The organism is Streptomyces sp. NPDC055239 (assembly GCF_053606205.1).
Map to the genome: position 1 here is coordinate 40,140 of NZ_JBSGRD010000007.1, position 15,079 is coordinate 55,218.

Sequence of the window (15,079 nt, forward strand, 5' to 3'; positions counted from 1 at the left end):
TCCAGCGAAGCGTCTAGTGGAACTGCTCCTCCTCGGTGGACCCGGCGAGCGCAGTCGTGGAGGAGGCCGGGTTGACCGCGGTGGACACCTGGTCGAAGTACCCGGTGCCGACCTCACGCTGGTGCTTCACGGCGGTGAAGCCCTGCGCCTGCGCGGCGAACTCGCGCTCCTGGAGGTCCACATAGGCGGTCATGCCGTGCTCGGCGTAGCCGCGGGCCAGGTCGAACATGCCGTGGTTGAGGGAGTGGAAGCCGGCCAGGGTGATGAACTGGAAGCGGTAGCCCATCGCGCCGAGCTCGCGCTGGAACTTGGCGATCTGGTCGTCGTCCAGGGCGGCACGCCAGTTGAACGACGGCGAGCAGTTGTAGGCGAGCATCTGGTCGGGGTGCTCGGCGTGGATCGCCTCGGCGAACTCGCGGGCCTGGGCGAGGTCAGGGGTGCCGGTCTCGACCCAGATGAGGTCGGCGTGCGGGGCGTAGGCGAGGCCGCGGGCGATGACGGGCTCCATGCCGTTCCGCACCCGGTAGAAGCCCTCGGCGGTGCGCTCGCCCGTGACGAACCGGGCGTCACGCTCGTCGACGTCGCTGGTCAGCAGGTTCGCGGCGAGCGCGTCCGTGCGTGCCACGATCAGCGTCGGCACATCGGCGATGTCGGCGGCGAGGCGGGCCGCGTTGAGGGTGCGGATGTGCTGGCCGGTCGGCACGAGCACCTTTCCGCCCAGGTGCCCGCACTTCTTCTCCGAGGCCAGCTGGTCCTCGTAGTGGATGCCCGCCGCACCTGCGGCGATCATCGCCTTGGTCAGCTCGAAGGCGTTGAGCGGTCCGCCGAAGCCCGCCTCGGCGTCGGCGACGATCGGCGCGAGCCAGTCGGTGGTGTCATCGCCGCCCTCGGCGGTGGCGATCTGGTCGGCGCGCAGCAGGGCGTTGTTGATCCGGCGGACCACCTGGGGGACCGAGTTGGCGGGGTAGAGGGACTGGTCGGGGTAGGTGTGCCCGGCCTGGTTCGCGTCGGCGGCCACCTGCCAGCCGGACAGGTAGATCGCCTGCAGACCGGCCTTGACCTGCTGGACCGCCTGGCCGCCTGTCAGGGCGCCGAGCGCGTGGATGTAGTCCTGCTCGTGCAGTTGGCGCCACAGGCGTTCGGCGCCGCGCCGGGCGAGGGTGCTCTCCTCGCGGACGCTGCCGGAGAGCCTGACCACGTCCTCGGCGGTGTAGGTGCGCTCGATGCCCTTCCACCGGGGGGCGGATGCCCACCGCTGAGCCAGCTCCTGGGCCGTTGCTGTGGTCGTCCCTGCCTGAGCCATGACCGTCTCCTGAGGAATCGTGAACTGTGCGAATGCTTGGCACTGAGTGCCGGACAAATTGAGGGTGCGGCCCACCGATCCCCTGGGTGTGCAATCCGAGCAATGCTGCCGAGTTGGGCGGAAGGGTCGGGATCACCGACGTCAGGGCATCGAGTCGCGCCCCGATTCCGATCCGCCCGACGGAGTCCGGCGGGCCGCGGTACGACTCTGACACCGGCACTCAGTGCCAACAACCGGGGAAAGCTGCCAACTTCTGCGCATCTTCCGACGCCGTATTGCCAAGTCTGTTAATGCCTGGAGTCCCGTTCGCGTGGCTACCATCACGGGCAGTGCCGACGAGGGTGATCGTGACCGGACAGGAGCCACGGGTGAGCAAGACGTACGCGGGAGCGCGGCTGCGCAGGCTGCGGGAGGAGCGCCGCATGAGCCAGGCCGATCTGGCCCGGTCCCTTGCCATCTCGCCGAGCTATCTGAACCAGATGGAGCACGACTCCCGGCCGCTGACCGTGCCCGTGCTGCTGCGGCTCACGGAGGCGTTCGGCGTCGACCCGGGCTTCTTCTCCGAGCGCGACACGAGCCGTCTGGTGGCCGACCTGCGGGACGCCCTCACCGGAGAGGTCTCCGCGGGCCGGGTGTCCGCCTCCGACCTCTCGGACCTGGCATCGCGCATGCCCGCCGTGGCGACGGTCCTGGTGGACCTCGGACGACGGAACCAGCACCTCACCGAACAGCTCTCCGAAGCCGCGGAGGGGCGGGGGCCGGGAACGGCGGCGCAGCCCCGCTCCGCGCACGAGGAGATCCGTGAGTTCTTCTACCGGCGCCAGAACTATCTGCACGACATCGATCTCGCCGCCGAGCGGTTCGCCGCCGAGATCGGCGTACGCCCCGGCGAGGTCGTACGCGCCCTGTCCGCGCGCCTCGCCGAGCGCCACGGAGTGCGCCTGGCCGCGGACGCCCAGGAGCTCCTGCACCACTACGACCCGACGGCCCGCGTCCTGCACCTCTCCAACCGTCTGCGCCCCGGCCAGCAGGCGTTCCGGATGGCCACCCAACTCGTGCTGCTCGAATACGCGGACGACATCTCCGCGCTCGCCTCGGAGGACTTCGGCCAGGAGACCGCGGCCTGGCCGCTGGCCCGCATCGGCATCGCCAACTACTTCGCCGCCGCGCTGATCCTGCCCTACCGCCGCTTCCACACGGCCGCCGAGGAGTTCCGCTACGACATCGAGCGTCTCACCGACCACTTCGGACTCGGCTACGAGACGATCTGCCACCGCCTCAGCACCCTGCAGCGGCCCCGGCTGCGCGGTGTGCCCTTCTCCTTCGTGCGGGTCGACCGGGCGGGCAACATGTCGAAGAGGCAGTCCGCCACCGCCTTCCACTTCTCCCGCGCGGGCGGCACCTGCCCGCTCTGGAACGTGTACGAGGCGTTCGCCGCGCCCGGCCGCATCCACGTCCAGGTGGCATCGATGCCGGACGGGCAGCGTTTCCTGTGGACCGCACGAGCGGTCACCCGGCATCGCGGCGGCTGGGGCGAGCCCGGCAAGACCTTCGCCATCGGCCTCGGCTGCGAGATCCGCCACGCCTCACGGCTCGTCTACTCCGACGGCCTCGACCTCGACAGCGCGTCGTCCGCCGTGCCCATCGGCATGGGCTGCCGTCTCTGTGAACGTACGGACTGCCCACAGCGGGCGGTGCCACCACTGGACCGCAGCCTGGCGATCGACGAGAACAGCAGCACCTTCGTGCCCTACCCCGTGGCCGTGAAGCGGGCGGGCATCGAATGAGGGGGTGGACGCCGAGTGAGGGGGTGGACTTACTAGGACGTCCAACTATATCTTCGTGACACAAGGTCCGCGGTGCAGGGAAGCCGGTGTGAAACCGGCACGGTCCCGCCACTGTGACCGGGGAGTGTGCTGCCATCCACACGCCACTGGCGAGGTCTGCCGGGAAGGCGGGCGCCGCGCGTAGATCCGGGAGTCAGGATACCGGCCGCGGAACGTTCCGTGTTGTCCACGAGGATGGAGCAGACACGCATGGCACCGGTACGTACCCACGACCCTGGTGATCCGGCGGAGCGCAGTCAACTCACCACGCGCTCATAGGACTTCGCGACCTCCGGCACTCTTCCTCCACGCCTGACGGTCCCGACGTCCCCTGTCCCGCGGCTCACCCCGGCAGCGCACACACCCGTGCGCCCCGCCGGCGGCTCGCCGTGCCCTCCCCGGATCGCACCTGACGAGAGCAGGCACCCATGGTCCGTGAACTCACGCATTTCATCGGCGGCAAGCACACCGCCGGCACGTCGGGCCTCTTCGGCGACGTGTACGACCCCAACACCGGCACCGTCCAGGCCCGCGTACCGCTCGCGGGCCGGGCCGACACCGAGACGGCGATCACTGACGCCGTCAACGCACAGCAGGAGTGGGGCCGTTGGAACCCGCAGCGGCGCGCCCGCGTCCTCCTGCGCTTCCTCCAACTCGTCGAGGCCGAACGCGAATCCCTTGCGCGGATGCTTTCGGCCGAGCACGGCAAGACCGTGGCCGACGCGCACGGCGACCTTCAACGCGGCCTGGAGGTCGTGGAGTTCGCCGCCGGTATCCCGCACCTGCTCAAGGGCGAGTTCACCGACAACGCGGGTACCGGCATCGACGTGCACTCGCTGCGCTCCCCGATCGGAGTCGTCGCCGGGATCACCCCCTTCAACTTCCCCGCCATGATCCCGCTGTGGAAGGCCGCGCCCGCCATCGCCTGCGGCAACGCGTTCATCCTCAAGCCGTCCGAGCGCGACCCGTCCGTGCCCCTGCGCCTCGCCGAACTGTTCCTCGAGGCAGGCCTGCCGCCCGGCGTCCTGAACGTCGTCAACGGTGGCAAGGAAGCCGTCGACACCCTCCTGGAGGACCCCCGCGTCGGCGCGCTCGGCTTCGTCGGCTCCACTCCCGTCGCCGCGCACATCTACGCCACCGCCGCCGCCCACGGCAAGCGCGCCCAGTGCTTCGGCGGCGCCAAGAACCACATGATCGTCATGCCGGACGCCGATCTCGACCAGGCCGTCGACGCCCTCATCGGTGCCGGATACGGCTCGGCGGGCGAGCGCTGCATGGCCATCTCGGTGGCCGTGCCCGTCGGTGAGGAGACCGCCGACGCGCTGGTCGCCGCACTCAAGGAACGTATCGGCGCGCTCCGCATCGGCCGCAGCGACGACCCCGAAGCCGACTTCGGCCCGCTGGTGAGCAGGGACGCGCTCGACCGGGTCCGGCGCTACGTCGACATCGGCGTGAACGAGGGCGCCGAACTCGTCGTGGACGGTAGGCAGTTCGAGCTTCCGGACCATGAGAACGGGTTCTTCGCCGGAGCATCGCTCTTCGACCGGGTCAGTCCGCGGATGCGGATCTACCGTGAGGAGATCTTCGGGCCCGTCCTGTGCGTCGTACGGGCCGCCGACTACGAGGAAGCCCTGCGGCTGCCCAGCGAGCACCCGTACGGAAACGGGGTCGCGATCTTCACCAGGGACGGCGACACCGCCCGCGACTTCACGCGCCGCGTCGACACCGGAATGGTCGGAGTGAACGTCCCCATCCCGGTCCCCGTCGCCTACCACACCTTCGGCGGCTGGAAGCGCTCCGGCTTCGGCGACCTGAACCAGCACGGCCCGGACGCCATCCGCTTCTACACCCGCACCAAGACCGTCACCTCGCGCTGGCCCTCAGGGGTCAGGGAAGGCGCGAGCTTCACCCTGCCCACCATGGGATGAGCGCCATGACCAGCGCATCGCTCACCCAGGACCAGCAGGCCCTCGTCGAGACCACGCTCGACTTCGCGGAGGACCACCTGGCTCCCCGTGCCGTGCAGTGGGACCAGGACAAGCACTTCCCCCTCGACGTACTGCGCAAGGCGGCCGGGCTCGGGCTCGGCGGGGTGTACGTAGGGGAGGACGCGGGAGGCAGCGGCCTCAGCCGGGCCGACGGCGTCCTTGTCTTCGAAGCCCTCGCCTCCGGCTGCCCGTCCATCGCGGGCTACCTCTCCATCCACAACATGGTCGCCTGGATGATCGACACCTACGGCGACCAGGCGCAACGGGCACGGTGGCTGCCCCGGCTGTGCTCCATGGACGACCTCGGCAGCTACTGCCTCACCGAACCGGGCACCGGATCGGACGCCGGATCCCTGAGCACCCGGGCGGTCCGCGACGGCGACAGCTATGTCCTGACCGGGGTCAAGCAGTTCATCTCCGGTGCGGGTGCCGCGCAGGTGTACGTCGTCATGGCGCGCACCGACGGCGAGGGACCCCGGGGGATCTCCGCGTTCGTCGTCGAACGGGACGACCCCGGGCTGTCGTTCGGCCCCGACGAGAAGAAGATGGGCTGGAACGCCCAGCCCACCCGCCAGGTGATCCTGGACGGCGTGCGGGTCGACGCGGACCGGCTGCTCGGCCGGGCCGGCAACGGCTTCCGGATCGCCATGAGCGGCCTGAACGGCGGTCGGCTCGGCATCGCCGCCTGCTCCCTGGGCGGCGCCCGCAGCGCCCTTGACAAGAGCCTGTCGTATCTCGCCGACCGGGAGGCGTTCGGCGCCCGGCTCCTCGACGCGCAGGCCCTGCAGTTCCGTCTCGCCGACATGGCGACCGAACTCGCCGCGGCCCGCGCCCTGGTCCACGAGGCAGCCAAGGCTCTGGATCGCCGTGACCCCCAGGCGCCGCAGCTGTGCGCGATGGCCAAACGGTTCGCCACCGACACCGGCTACTCCGTCGCCGATCGCGCCCTCCAACTGCACGGCGGATACGGCTACTTGAACGAGTACGGCATCGAGAAGATCGTCCGCGACCTCCGTGTCCATCAGATCCTGGAAGGAACCAACGAGATCATGCGCGTCATCGTGGCCCGAGGCCTGACGGAAGCACTGCGGTGACGGCGGCCAAGGACACCGAGCACGCTGTCCTGCTCCGGACCGAGGGCCGCGCGGCCCACCTCACGCTCAACCGTCCCCAGGCCCTCAACGCCCTCACCCACACCATGGTGCGGCGCATCGACGAAGCGCTCACCACCTGGGAGAGCGACCCTGCCGTACGGACCGTGGTCGTCCAAGGCGCAGGCGGGCGCGGTCTGTGCGCGGGCGGCGACATCCGTTCCATCTACGAGGACGCACGTGCGGGGACAGCCGCCTCCGCCGACTTCTGGCGCGACGAATACCGGCTCAACGCGCGCATCGCCCGCTACCCCAAGCCGTACGTCGCCGTGATGGACGGGATCGTGATGGGCGGCGGCGTCGGAGTCTCCGCGCACGGCGACGTCCGCATCGTCACCGAGCGCTCGCGCATCGCGATGCCGGAGACCGGCATCGGCTTCGTCCCCGACGTGGGCGGCACCTACCTGCTGGCCCTGGCCCCCGGTGAACTCGGCACCCACCTGGCGCTCACCGGCGCGCAAGTCGGCGCCGCCGATGCCCTGTTGTGCGGGCTCGCCGATCATTTCGTGGCCTCTGGCGACATGCCCAGGCTGCTTGGCGACTTCGCCACGCAGCCGGTCTGGGACGCCCTCCAGATGTACGTGCGCCAGCCGCCGCCCGGCGACCTTGCCGGTCACCGGGCCTGGATCGACGACTGCTACGCCGCCGACACGGTGGAGGAGATCCTCGCCCGGCTGCGCGGCCATGGAGCGCGCGCGGCGACGGAGGCGGCCGACACCCTTGCCACCAAGTCGCCCACCGCCCTGAAGGTCACGCTCGCCGCACTGCGCCGGGCGCGGCGGCTCGGCCCGTTGGAGCGCGTCCTCGAGCAGGAGTACCGGGTCTCCCGCGCCGCGCTCGCCTCGTACGACCTGGTCGAGGGGATCCGGGCGCAAGTGATCGACAAGGACCGCAGTCCCCGCTGGAAACCGGCCACCCTGGCCGAGGTCACCGACGCGGACGTGGCGCGCCACTTCGGCCCGCCCGCCGACGGCGACATCCACCTGGCGACGACCCCACAGGAGGTGGCGTGGTGAACACCGCTCTCACCATCGGCTTCATCGGGCTCGGTCACATGGGCGGCCCGATGGCCGCCAATCTCGTCAAGGCGGGGCACCGGGTGCTCGGCCACGACCTGCTGCCCGAACTGCTCGCCGAGGCGGTCGAGAACGGCGTGGTGGCCGCCGGATCGTCGACGGACGCCGCCGCCGTGGCGGACGTGGTGATCACCATGCTGCCTGCCGGGCGGCACGTCCTTAGCCTCTACCAGGAGGAGGGGCTCCTTGCCGCCGCCCGGCCTGGCACGCTGTTCATCGACTGCTCGACCATCGACGTGGCCGACGCGCGCAGCGCACACACGGCCGCGACGGCGGCCGGGATGCGGGCCCTCGACGCCCCGGTCAGCGGGGGAGTGGTGGGCGCCGACGCAGGCACGCTCACCTTCATGGCGGGCGGCGGCGATGCCGAGTTCGCCGAGGCGGACCCGCTCCTGACGATCATGGGGAACAAGGCGGTGCACTGCGGCGGACCCGGCGCCGGACAGGCGGCGAAGATCTGCAACAACATGATCCTCGGCGTCTCGATGATCGCGGTGAGCGAGGCGTTCGTCCTGGGCGAGAGCCTGGGCCTGTCCCACCAGGCCCTGTTCGACGTGGCCTCCACCGCCTCCGGGCAGTGCTGGGCCCTGACCGTCAACTGCCCGGTGCCGGGGCCCGTTCCGGCCAGCCCAGCCAACCGCGGCTACCGACCCGGATTCGCCGCCCCACTGATGGCCAAGGACCTGGGACTCGCGGCCAGCGCAATCGAGGCCAGTGGAATCCATGCACAACTCGGTGTGAAGGCAGCCGAGTTGTATGCCGCCTACGCGGAAGGCGCCGGATCGGACCAGGACTTCTCCGGGATCGTCAACACCATCAGACAGCACACGGCAGGGGACGGGGACAGCGCATGACAACAGAGCCGTACGAGACGACCTCAGCGTCGTACGAGACGATCCGCATCGAACGAAAGGGCCGTACCGCACTTCTCACGCTCGACCGGCCCAAGGCTCTCAACGCCCTCAACCTTCAGGTGATGAACGAGATCGTCGCCGCGACGGCGGAACTGGATCGGGACCCGGACGTCGGCTGCGTCGTCCTGACCGGATCGCCGAAGGCGTTCGCCGCCGGGGCCGACATCAAGGAGATGCGGCCCCGGAGCTACATGGACATGTACCTCAGCGACTGGTTCGCCGCCTGGGACAGGCTCGGCTCGCTGCGCACGCCGACGGTCGCGGCCGTCTCCGGGTACGCGCTCGGTGGTGGCTGCGAGCTGGCGATGCTGTGCGACATCCTGCTGGCCGCCGATACCGCCGTCTTCGGTCAGCCCGAGATCAAACTGGGGGTCATCCCCGGCATCGGCGGCTCGCAGCGGCTGACCCGCGCGGTCGGCAAGGCCAAGGCCATGGAGATGTGCCTGACCGGTCGCACCATGGACGCCGAGGAAGCGGAGCGGGCCGGACTCGTATCGCGCGTGGTGCCCGCGGGGGAACTCGTCGGCGAGGCCCTCGCCGTCGCCGAGACCGTCGCGGGGATGTCCCTGCCCGTCGCGATGATGGCGAAGGAAGCCGTGTCCCGGGCGTTCGAGACGACCCTCGCGGAGGGGGTCCGCTTCGAACGCCGCCTCTTCCATGCCGTGTTCGCGACCGAGGACCAGAAGGAGGGCATGGCCGCTTTCGTCGACAAGCGACCGCCCGGCTTCACGCACTCCTGAGGTCTGAGGTCTGACCAGGGGCGTACGCCCACAGGCGCGGCCGTCCCACAAGTTGTCAGGAATCTCGGTTGCGCACTATGGTCACCACGCCTTGGTGAACGGGAAATCCGGTGTGATGCCGGTGCGGCCCTCGCCACTGTGATCGGGAAGTCCGGCTCCAGCCCTCGCGGCAGCCACTGGGTGCACACGCATCCGGGAAGGCGGAGTCCGGTCGGTATGACCCGTAAGCCAGGAGACCGACCAAGGCGCGTTGTCCATCCACGAGGTGCTGGAGAGGGTCTGCTTAGCCATGCACATTGCCGAGGGTTTCCTCCCGCCGGCGCACGCGATCGCCTGGAGCGTAGCGTCCGCGCCGTTCGTCGTCCACGGAGTCCGCTCCTTGACCCGTGAGGTCAAGGAGCACCCGGAGAGCACCCTGCTCCTGGGCGCCTCCGGAGCCTTCACTTTTGTCCTTTCCGCACTGAAAATCCCTTCCGTCACGGGCAGTTGCTCGCATCCGACGGGCACCGGGCTCGGCGCGATCCTGTTCCGGCCGCCGATCATGGCGGTGCTCGGCACCATCACGCTGCTCTTCCAGGCCCTGCTGCTCGCCCACGGCGGGCTCACCACGCTGGGCGCCAACGTGTTCTCCATGGCGATCGTCGGGCCATGGGCCGGATACGCCGTCTACCGGCTCCTGAAGCGGTACGACGTGCCGCTCATGGTCGCCGTGTTCTTCGGCGCGTTCGTCGCCGACCTCTCCACGTACTGCGTCACCAGCGTCCAGCTGGCCCTGGCGTTCCCCGACCCGAGCAGCGGATTCCTCGGTGCTCTGGGCAAGTTCGGCGGCATCTTCGCCGTCACGCAGATCCCCCTGGCCGTCAGCGAGGGGCTTCTCACCGTCCTGGTGATGCGGCTGCTCGTGCAGTCCAGCAAGGGTGAACTCACGCGGCTCGGCGTACTGCTGCAGGGCAAGCAGGCGGCGGCGACCGCGACGACCGCGACGACTGCGGCGAAGAAGACGGAGACCGAGACGGGGGCCAGCGCCTGATGAGCATGAGCCGGAACGCGAAGATCAACATTGTGCTCCTCGTCATCGTCGCCGCGCTCGCGGTGCTGCCGGTGGCGCTCGGTCTCGGCGACGACGAGAAGGAACCGTTCGCCGGGGCGGACGCCCAGGCCGAGACCGCGATCACCGAGATCAAGCCGGACTACGAGCCCTGGTTCTCGCCGCTGTACGAACCCCCTTCCGGGGAGATCGAGTCGGCGCTCTTCGCCTTGCAGGCGGCACTCGGTGCGGGCGTCCTCGCGTACTACTTCGGTGTGCGCAAGGGGCGCCGTCAGGGCGCGGAGACGGCACGGGCGCAGGCAGCACCTGCGGAGCAGTCCGGCGACGTGGAGGGCGTCCGGCCCGAGACCGAGCAGGTCTGAGCCCGCGTGCTGCCCATCGACGCGGCGGCGCACAGCAGTCGCTGGCGCCGCCGTCACCCCGTGGACAAGGCTGTCCTCGGGCTCGGCCTCACTGTCCTTGCCGTCTCGCTGCCGCCCTGGCCCGGCGCCGCCCTGGTGCTGATCGCGGCGCTCGCCGTGCTGCTCGGGCCTGCCGGTGTGCCGCCGCGTAAACTGTGGCGCGCCTACCGCGTACCGCTCGGCTTCTGCGTCACCGGAGCCCTGACCCTGATCGTCCAACTCGGCGGAACCGAAGGGTTCGTCACGCTCGCCGACGGCGGTCCCGCCAGGGCGGGCGGTCTGCTCCTGCGCACGTCGGCGGCCTCGCTCGGCGTCCTCCTTTTCGCCTTCACCACGCCGATGTCGGATCTGCTGCCCCGCCTGGTGAAGGCGGGTGTTCCGGCGCCGGTCGTGGACGTGGCCCTCGTCATGTACCGGATGAGCTTCCTGCTCCTGGACTCCATGAGCCGCATCCGGCAGGCGCAGGCCGCGCGGCTCGGCCACACCACCCGGGCCGCCACCTGGCGCTCCCTCGGCTCTCTGGGGGCCACCGCGTTCGTGCGGGCCTTCGACCGGGCGACCCGGCTGCAGGCCGGGCTCGCCGGACGCGGCTACGACGGAACCCTGCGCGTCCTTGTGCCCGAAGCCCGGATCTCCCGGCCCTTCGTGGCGGCCAGCGCGGTACTCCTCACGGGCCTCGCGGTCCTCACCCTCGTACTGGAAAGGCTCCTTCCATGAGCGACCCGAGCGACCCGAGCGACGCGAGAGCTCCTCGCGAGCGAGAGCCGGGCGCGTCCTTGGTCGCTCTTCGCGCCGCTTCCTACGCGTACGAAGAGGGGCCGACCGTGCTCAGCGGCCTCGACTTCGATGTCACCGAGGGCCGTGCTCTCGCGCTGCTCGGGCGCAACGGCAGTGGCAAGACCACCCTCATGCGGCTGCTGAGCGGCGGACTCCGCCCGGACCAGGGCGGGTTGAGCGTCGCGGGCGTTCCCGTGACGTACGACCGCAAGGGTCTGACCCGGCTGCGCACCACAGTCCAACTGGTCGTCCAGGACCCCGACGACCAGTTGTTCGCCGCCTCGGTGGAGCAGGACGTGTCCTTCGGGCCGCTGAACCTCGGGCTGCCCGATGCCGAGGTCCGGGCGCGGGTCGCCGAGTCGCTCGCCGCGCTCGACATCGGCGCCCTGGCGGACCGCCCCACCCATCTGCTCTCCTACGGCCAGCGCAAGCGGACGGCCATCGCGGGCGCCGTGGCGATGCGCCCCCGCGTACTGATCCTCGACGAGCCGACCGCCGGACTCGACCCGGACGGCCAGGAACGCCTCCTGATCACCCTGCAAGGGCTGCGGGACGCGGGGACGACCGTGGTCATGGCCACCCACGACGTGGATCTGGCCCTCCGCTGGGCCGACGACGCGGCGCTGCTCACCCCCTCGGGAGTACGCACAGGGCCGGTCGCGGAGATGCTCGCCAGGCGGGATCTCCTGGCGCAGGCGGGACTTCGCCTGCCGTGGGGAATCGCCGTCTCGGAGTTCCTTCGGACGAAGGGCCTCCTTGACGGGGACGGCGAAGGGCCGCGCACACCGGAGGAGCTGGCCGCCCTCATGGCCCCGGCGATGCCCGGTGCGTCAGCCGGTTGACGGAACCGGGGCCGGGGTGCGGCCGGGCAGCAGCGCCACGGCCAGGAGCGGGATCACGGCGAGTGCGAGCCACGGCGCCCAGGGCGGAAGCCCGGCGTCGAGGAGTGAGCCGGTCGCTGCGCTGCCCGCGAGGACGATCAGGCCGGAGACCGAGGACAGGGCACCCGTGTAGAGGCCCAGCCTGCCGTCGGGGGTGAGGTCGGGGACCCAGGCGCGCGCGGCCGGTGCGACCAGCATCTGGCCGAGCGTGAGGAGGACGACGAACGCGGCGGCGGGCAGCAGCCCGGCGACACCGGTCCGGGCGGCCGGGCGCGCGAGCGCCACGACGGCGAACCCGACGGAGATGAGCACGAGCCCGGCCGCCATGGAGCGCCGCAGATCGAGCCGGTCCGCCGCCCAGTGGGTGACCGGAAGCTGCGTGCTCACCACAAGCAGCGAGGAGAGGGCGAAGAGCCAGGCCAACGGCGCCTGCGACCCGGCCGTGCGCTCCACTTCCTGTGGGAGTGCGAGATAGAGCTGGTTGTACGCCAGGAGGTAGGCGCCGTACGCGCCGCACACCGCCAGAAAGCGGCGGTTGCGCAGCATCTCGCGTACGCCTCCCTGTACGCGGATCCGCTCCCGGCCGGGTATGCGCTGGGGCAACAGCCGCAGATGCCCGGCCAGTACGAGGACGAAGACCCCGGACCCGGCGAGGCAGACGGTGCGGAAGTCGACCGAGAGCAGCAGCACGCCGATGAGCGGACCGACGAACGCACCGGCCTGGCCCGCCACGGTGAGCAGCGCCAGGACGCGGGTACGCGGGCCGCGTCCTGCCTCCTCCCAGAGCACCGCCTGCCGGGCGACCTCGGACTCCACGGCGGGCGAGAACAGGGCGGCGGCGAAGCCGATCAGGAGTACCGCGCCGATGACCGACCAGGTCTCCTGCGCGTAACCGAGCCAGGCGAAACCGGCGATCCGCAGCGAGCAGCCGGTGAGCACGACGGGCCGCACGCCGTAGCGGTCGGTCAGGGCGCCGCCCACGACGAAGAGCCCCTGCTGGCTGAAGGTCCGCAGGCCGAGCACGAGACCGACCAGCCAGCCCGCCATGCCGATCGCGGCGCCCAGGTGCTCCGCCAGGAAGGGCAGAACTAGGAAGAAGCCGATGTTGAAGGCGAGTTGGGTCAGGATCAGCAGTCGGAGCAAGGGGGAGAGGCTCGACCAGGTCCGTTCGCGGCGCGGACGTTTCGTGATCAAGGTTGGCCCACGGTGACCGCACGGTCGGGCCGACGCCTCCGCCGCACCCGCCGAGGAAGCGGCACGCCGCCCGCCGCCGTCACCGCGAGGGCTCCCAGGAGGGCGAGCGCGGCTGCCGGGGCGAGCAGTGCCCAGGGGGCGCGTTCGGCGTAGGGCCTGCTCTCGGCGAGGAGGAGGCCCCACTCGGGGGACGGAGGCTGGGCGCCGAGGCCGAGGAAGCCGAGTGCGGCAAGGGCCAGCGCGACGCCGGGGAGCCGAAGGAGCGCGTGGCGGGTGACGGGCGGCAGGACCGCGGGCAGCAGATGGTGCCTGAGCTGGTGCCGACGGCCCGCGCCCAGACTCCGGGTCGCCGCCAGATGGAGGGTGGCGCGCTCCTGGAGGAGCAGCGCGGCGGTGTGCGCGGACAGGGGGACCCAGGCGACGGCGGCCACCGCGATGGCGGGGGTGGCCGCTCCGCTGCCTGCGACACCGGCGACGAGGAGGCCCGCGAGCGTCGGCGGTATCGCGTTGAGCGTGTCGAGGAGCGGACCGGAGAACCGGGGCAGGAGGCCCAGCAAAACGCCGGTGACCAGGGCGAAGGCGCTGATTCCCAGGGCCAGGGCGAGGGTGTGGAGCGCGCCGTGCCCGACCCGGGCAAGGACGTCGCGGCCCAGTGCGTCCGTGCCGAACGGGTGCGCCCAGGAAGGCGCCTGGAGCCGGGCCGCGGTGTCCAGGGCGAGGGGATCCCGGGCCAGGCTGAGCAGGATGACGCCCAACAGCACCCCGCCGTACAGGAAGGGCAGTCGGCTCGGAGCGGGCGGCGCCGGGCTGTGCAGGGTCGGAAGGGCGCCGTCGCGCAGGGCGGGACCGCTCGTGAGCCGGGCCGCGAGGCGGAAGAGACCGCCCGCCACGGCGGCGAGCAGCACGAGGGCCAGAGCGCCTGCCTGAAGGACGGGCAGGTCCTGCGCCACCGCGGCCTGCAGAGTGGAGCGGCCGAGCCCGGGAATGTCGAAGATCTGCTCCACCGCGACCGCGCCACCGGTCAGGCCCACGAGGAACAGGCCGAGGTTCGGCAGCAGGCCGGGTACGCAGCGGCGCAGCGCCTGCCACGCGATGCGTCTGCCCGGGATGCCGCGGGCAGCGGCGGCCCGCGCCCAGGGTTCGGCGAACGCGCCGGGCAGCAGGTCGTCGATGAGCCGCCCGAGCAGCGCCCCGGCGGGCAGACCGAGCGATACGGCGGGCAGCACCATCCACTGCGGCCCGTACCAGCCGAGTGCGGGCAGCAGGCCCAGATGTACGCCGACCACGGTGGCGAGCACCGAGGCGATCAGGAACTCGGGCAGCGCGGCGAGGACCGCCGCTCCGCCGCCGGAACGACGGCGCCCGGCGAGCCGTCGGCGGGGGCCGAGCCACAGTGTGCGGGCGCACACCGCGCCTGCCGTGACGACGGCCACCACAAGGGCCACGGACATGAGGAGCAACGAGACGCCCAGGGACTGCGCGACGGAGGGCAGTACCGCCTCGCCGGAGATCCACGACCGCCCCGCGTCCCCGTGAAGCAGCCCGCCCGTCCACTGGCCGAGCAGATGCAACGGGCCCTGCTCGAGGCCGAGTTCGGCGCGGATGGACGCCAGGACCTCGGGGGTCGGCGTGCGCTCGGCGGCCCGGGCCTTGAGCACGGTGAGCGCCGGGTCGGTGCGCGAGAGCCAGGGCAGCAGGCCGATCCCGCACAGCAGCGCCGCGGCGAGGACCACGCGCCAGAGCAGCGCCGGTCCGCCCGTGCGGGTGAGGCTCCGCACGC

Annotated in this window: 13 protein-coding genes and 2 riboswitches; of the genes, 10 read left to right on the forward strand and 3 right to left on the reverse strand. The window is 71.3% G+C overall.

The window, feature by feature from the left end:
• Positions 1–13: 13 nt before the first annotated feature.
• Positions 14–1,303 carry an isocitrate lyase gene (aceA, locus tag ACWFRJ_RS22595; protein WP_453533641.1) on the reverse strand — a complete coding sequence of 430 codons (1,290 nt, stop codon included), beginning with the start codon at positions 1,301–1,303 and terminating at the stop codon, positions 14–16.
• Positions 1,304–1,671: 368 nt separating this feature from the next.
• Here aceA and ACWFRJ_RS22600 point away from each other — a divergent pair, with 368 nt between their 5' ends.
• The 10 genes from ACWFRJ_RS22600 to ACWFRJ_RS22645 all read left to right on the forward strand — a co-directional run bounded on the left by ACWFRJ_RS22600 (position 1,672) and on the right by ACWFRJ_RS22645 (position 12,066).
• Positions 1,672–3,090, forward strand: a complete 1,419-nt coding sequence (locus tag ACWFRJ_RS22600) for a short-chain fatty acyl-CoA regulator family protein (protein ID WP_453533644.1) — start codon at positions 1,672–1,674, stop codon at positions 3,088–3,090.
• 53 nt (positions 3,091–3,143) lie between these two features.
• Positions 3,144–3,314: riboswitch (cobalamin riboswitch) on the forward strand.
• A gap of 243 nt (positions 3,315–3,557) precedes the next feature.
• The gene (locus ACWFRJ_RS22605) at positions 3,558–5,057 is read left to right on the forward strand and encodes a CoA-acylating methylmalonate-semialdehyde dehydrogenase (RefSeq protein ID WP_453533647.1); all 1,500 of its coding nucleotides are present in this window, start codon (positions 3,558–3,560) and stop codon (positions 5,055–5,057) included.
• A gap of 5 nt (positions 5,058–5,062) precedes the next feature.
• Positions 5,063–6,211 (forward strand): acyl-CoA dehydrogenase family protein, encoded by a 1,149-nt coding sequence (locus ACWFRJ_RS22610; RefSeq protein WP_453533650.1) that lies wholly within the window; start codon positions 5,063–5,065, stop codon positions 6,209–6,211.
• A complete protein-coding gene (locus tag ACWFRJ_RS22615; protein ID WP_453533653.1) occupies positions 6,208–7,284 on the forward strand; it encodes an enoyl-CoA hydratase/isomerase family protein in 1,077 nt (358 codons plus the stop codon). The genes ACWFRJ_RS22610 and ACWFRJ_RS22615 overlap by 4 nt, the downstream gene beginning before the upstream one ends.
• A complete protein-coding gene (gene mmsB, locus ACWFRJ_RS22620; protein ID WP_453533656.1) occupies positions 7,278–8,198 on the forward strand; it encodes a 3-hydroxyisobutyrate dehydrogenase in 921 nt (306 codons plus the stop codon). The genes ACWFRJ_RS22615 and mmsB overlap by 7 nt, the downstream gene beginning before the upstream one ends.
• Positions 8,195–8,998 carry an enoyl-CoA hydratase gene (locus ACWFRJ_RS22625; protein WP_453533659.1) on the forward strand — a complete coding sequence of 268 codons (804 nt, stop codon included), beginning with the start codon at positions 8,195–8,197 and terminating at the stop codon, positions 8,996–8,998. The genes mmsB and ACWFRJ_RS22625 overlap by 4 nt, the downstream gene beginning before the upstream one ends.
• Positions 8,999–9,059: 61 nt before the next feature.
• A riboswitch (cobalamin riboswitch) is annotated at positions 9,060–9,257 on the forward strand.
• Between the two features lie 30 nt (positions 9,258–9,287).
• The gene (locus tag ACWFRJ_RS22630) at positions 9,288–10,028 is read left to right on the forward strand and encodes an energy-coupling factor ABC transporter permease (protein WP_453533662.1); all 741 of its coding nucleotides are present in this window, start codon (positions 9,288–9,290) and stop codon (positions 10,026–10,028) included.
• A 5-nt stretch (positions 10,029–10,033) separates the two neighbouring features.
• On the forward strand, positions 10,034–10,408 hold the full coding sequence (locus ACWFRJ_RS22635) for an energy-coupling factor ABC transporter substrate-binding protein (RefSeq protein ID WP_453533665.1): 375 nt from the start codon (positions 10,034–10,036) through the stop codon (positions 10,406–10,408).
• Between the two features lie 6 nt (positions 10,409–10,414).
• Positions 10,415–11,164, forward strand: a complete 750-nt coding sequence (gene cbiQ / locus ACWFRJ_RS22640; protein ID WP_453533668.1) for a cobalt ECF transporter T component CbiQ — start codon at positions 10,415–10,417, stop codon at positions 11,162–11,164.
• Positions 11,161–12,066: an energy-coupling factor ABC transporter ATP-binding protein gene (locus ACWFRJ_RS22645; protein ID WP_453533670.1), complete on the forward strand. Its 906-nt coding sequence runs from the start codon at positions 11,161–11,163 to the stop codon at positions 12,064–12,066. The genes cbiQ and ACWFRJ_RS22645 overlap by 4 nt, the downstream gene beginning before the upstream one ends.
• Here ACWFRJ_RS22645 and ACWFRJ_RS22650 read toward each other — a convergent pair.
• Both ACWFRJ_RS22650 and ACWFRJ_RS22655 read right to left on the reverse strand, forming a co-directional pair.
• Positions 12,055–13,299 (reverse strand): MDR family MFS transporter, encoded by a 1,245-nt coding sequence (locus ACWFRJ_RS22650; RefSeq protein ID WP_453533673.1) that lies wholly within the window; start codon positions 13,297–13,299, stop codon positions 12,055–12,057. The two genes, ACWFRJ_RS22645 and ACWFRJ_RS22650, sit on opposite strands and share 12 nt — an antisense overlap.
• Entirely contained in the window at positions 13,296–15,077 is a 1,782-nt protein-coding gene (locus ACWFRJ_RS22655) for an ABC transporter permease subunit (RefSeq protein ID WP_453533676.1), read from the reverse strand. Before ACWFRJ_RS22655 ends, ACWFRJ_RS22650 begins: the two co-directional genes overlap by 4 nt.
• Positions 15,078–15,079 lie beyond the last annotated feature (2 nt).

What these genes read in the sequence shown, in the direction of transcription:
- aceA (WP_453533641.1), bottom strand. Translation starts at nt 1,303, where the DNA reads ATGGCTCAGGCAGGGACGACCACAGCAACGGCCCAGGAGCTGGCTCAG.
- ACWFRJ_RS22635 (WP_453533665.1), top strand. Translation starts at nt 10,034, where the DNA reads ATGAGCCGGAACGCGAAGATCAACATTGTGCTCCTCGTCATCGTCGCC.
- ACWFRJ_RS22610 (WP_453533650.1), top strand. Translation starts at nt 5,063, where the DNA reads ATGACCAGCGCATCGCTCACCCAGGACCAGCAGGCCCTCGTCGAGACC.
- ACWFRJ_RS22625 (WP_453533659.1), top strand. Translation starts at nt 8,195, where the DNA reads ATGACAACAGAGCCGTACGAGACGACCTCAGCGTCGTACGAGACGATC.
- ACWFRJ_RS22645 (WP_453533670.1), top strand. Translation starts at nt 11,161, where the DNA reads ATGAGCGACCCGAGCGACCCGAGCGACGCGAGAGCTCCTCGCGAGCGA.
- ACWFRJ_RS22630 (WP_453533662.1), top strand. Translation starts at nt 9,288, where the DNA reads ATGCACATTGCCGAGGGTTTCCTCCCGCCGGCGCACGCGATCGCCTGG.
- ACWFRJ_RS22605 (WP_453533647.1), top strand. Translation starts at nt 3,558, where the DNA reads ATGGTCCGTGAACTCACGCATTTCATCGGCGGCAAGCACACCGCCGGC.